This is a genomic window from Aggregatilinea sp., assembly GCF_036822615.1.
In the GTDB taxonomy this organism is placed as follows: Bacteria; Chloroflexota; Anaerolineae; order Aggregatilineales; family Aggregatilineaceae; genus Aggregatilinea.
This window is the reverse complement of sequence record NZ_DAISHJ010000119.1, coordinates 1-2,890: the sequence shown is the minus strand read 5'-3', so window position 1 is coordinate 2,890 and position 2,890 is coordinate 1. Positions and strand designations below refer to the sequence as shown.

The 2,890-nt window shown below is 68.0% G+C and carries 1 protein-coding gene and 1 pseudogene; both read left to right on the top strand.

Annotated elements, in window-relative coordinates; genetic code table 11:
* A pseudogene (locus V7116_RS21545) lies at positions 1–1,126 on the top strand (hypothetical protein); the annotation flags it as partial.
* A 544-nt stretch (positions 1,127–1,670) separates the two neighbouring features.
* The coding region (locus V7116_RS21540; RefSeq protein WP_324394044.1) for a hypothetical protein at positions 1,671–2,890 on the top strand (1,220 nt) is incomplete at its 3' end.

Sequence of the window (2,890 nt, the reverse complement as noted above, 5' to 3'; positions counted from 1 at the left end):
GCCCGCGCTGCGCCGCGTGATGGAGCTGGTGTTCGGTGGGCAGTGGGCGCTGACGGCGGGCGCGGCGCTGCTCGGCCTGGGCGCGCTGATCCGCACGCGGGCGCGGTCGGTGGGCTGGGCGGCACGGTTGACGGTGGCGCTGGCCGGGATCGGGCTGCTGGTCTTCATGATCGCGGCGAACGAGTGGTTCGGGGTGCTTTCGGCGCGGACGCTGGTATTCCTGACGCCGTTCGTGATGCTGACCGCCGCGCACGGGCTGGGATCGCTCGACCGGCGCGCGGGGATGATCCTGGCGGGGGCATTCGCGCTGGTGATGCTGGTCACGCCGCAGACGATCCAGCCGCGTCTGCGCAGCGATTGGACCGCGCAGGCGGTCGTGGCGGCGTATTCGCCCGGCGATCTGGTGATCCTAGAAACGGGCTGGGACGATAACGCGTTCCAGTACGAGCTGTCGCTGGCGCTGCCGGACGGCGCGCAGATCATCCGCACGCTGCCGTGGGTGGGCAATCCGCTGACTGCCGAGCCGGTGATCCCGCACGTCGCGGACGCGATCGCGGCACATCGCCGCGTGTGGGTCGTGCAGTGGTTGCAACCTTCGGCGGTGATCCCGACTATAGAAGGAGAAAGCAGCGACTTCCGGCGCGTGCGAACGCTGGAGATCCCGACCGGAGACGAGTACGCGCGGGAGTATCCGGCGACGCCGCTGGTGACGGCGGTTCTGTTCGAGCGGCCCGATCTGGCGCGCGAGCCGGTGATGTTTGGGGACCTGTTCGCGCTGCGGGATGTCGTGCTGCCGGAGACCGCCCAGGCGGGGGATCTCCTGCACGTCGATTTGTGGTGGGAGGCCGCGCAGCCGCCCACGCTGGATTATTCGGTCGGGGTGTTCCTGATGAACGCGGAGGGCGCGACGGTGGCCGATCACCAGGGGCCGCCCGGCGAGACGCCAACGACCGCGTGGGCGGTGGGCGATCCGGTCTTCGACCGGCACACGCTGGCGCTGCCGCCGGATCTGCCGCCGGGCGCGTATACGGTGGCGGTGAACGTGTATTGGTACGGCGACATGCAGCCGCTCGACGCGGGCGGGCAGGCGCTCGTCGCGGTGGGCGAGGTGGCTGTTCGCGATTAGTGGTTGGCGGTTAGCGGTTAGCCAAGAGCAGAAAAGCAGTAGGTAGTTGTCAGTTTTTAGTGGTTAGTCGAAAAGCAAAGGCAAAGGCAAGAGCACCTCACCCCCGGCCCCTTTCCAATCAAGTTGGAGAGGGGAGACAGGCAGGGTTTGAGGGGGATGTGATGTTTGTGTAGGGGCGTATTGCGATACGCCCCATGTGTGGCAAGTTGAGCATATCCTGGCTTTCGTAGGGGCGATGCTTGCATCGCCCGTTGTGAGAAAAGCCGGGTAGGGCAAGCCCTACCCCTACGCGGTGTGTGGTGTGGGAGCGGGAAACAGGGGCGGGCGGAAAGTCAAGAACAGGGCAGGTTACAAACCTGCCCCTACAAGAGTAGGTATAGGGGCGTGAAAAGCGGGGGTGTATCGCAATACGCCCCTACGAGAGATTGGAAGATGGGCGTGGGCGGCGCGTGGATCGCCGCGCCGGGGGGCAGGAATCGGGGTCGGAGGATGGGCATGTTGCGGCGGCGGAGGATGATCCGCTGGCCGGAGTGAGGGGACGAGTATGGAAAAGACACTCGCGCGCCGACCGTGGCTCTCGCCGCTGGCGCTGGCGATTCTGACGATCATCTTCCTGCGGCAGGTGATCCTGCCCGTCGAGGCGGGCGCGGTGCTCAACGGCAAAGACCTGCAGGAGATGTTTTACCCGCTGCAAACCTTCATCAGCGAGGCGCTGAAGGCCGGCACGTTGCCGCTGTGGAATCCCCGGCAGTTCCTGGGCCACCCGGTGATCGGCAATCCGCACGCGGCGCTGTTCTACCCGCTGAACTGGCTGGTGTGGCTGATCGGCGTGCAGCGCGGGATCGGGCTGGTGCTGGTGCTGCATACGTGGTTCGGCGCGTGGGGCATGGAGCGCTTCACGCGCAGCTTCGGCGCGAGCCGCGTGGGCGGGCTGCTGGCGGGCGTGATCTTCAGCATGAGTGGGTGGGCGGCGGCGCACTATTTCCCCGGCCACTATAACCTGATGATGGTTTTCGCGTGGATCCCGTGGGTGATGCTGGCGTACCGCTACGCGCTGCGGCGCGGGACGTGGGCGGCGCTGCTGCCGGGCATGGCCGGGTTGGGGCTGGCGCTGCTGGCCGGGTATCCGCCGCTGGTGGTGTACATGGGCTTCGGGCTGATCTCGCTGTGGCTGTACCACATCGGCACCGCGCCGGAGGGCCAGGAAGTACGTGCGGGCTGGGAGGCGGGTTGGCGGCTGGCGGCGATCGGCGTGGGCGGGCTGATCCTGGCGGCGGCGCTGGTGATCCCTGCCGCCGAGCTGACGCGGCTGGCCTCGCGCGAGGCGGGCGACCTCGAATTCGCCAATACGTTCGCGCTGCCTCCGGCGCAGTACCTCTCATTGGCGCTGCCGGGGCTGTTCGGGCGGCCCGACTGGGCCCCTTATTTCTACTGGGGTGCGGACTTTTACGAGGAGCACAACGCTTACGCGGGGCTGCTGCCGCTGCTGGCCGTGCCGCTGATGATCCGCTGGCCCCGGCGCGAGGCGTGGTATTTCTACGGGCTGATCGCGTTCGGGCTGGTGATGGCGGTGGGCATCGAGGGCGCGCTGATGCCGCTGCTGGTGCGATGGGTGCCGGGGCTGGGAATGTTCCGCGTGCCCGCGCGCGGCATGATGTACGTCATGTTCGGGCTGGCAGGGCTGACGGCGCTGCTGGTCACGACGCTGCAAGCCGCGTCGCTGGACGAGCGGCGGCGCGCGCTGCGGCCCGCGCTGCGGCGCTG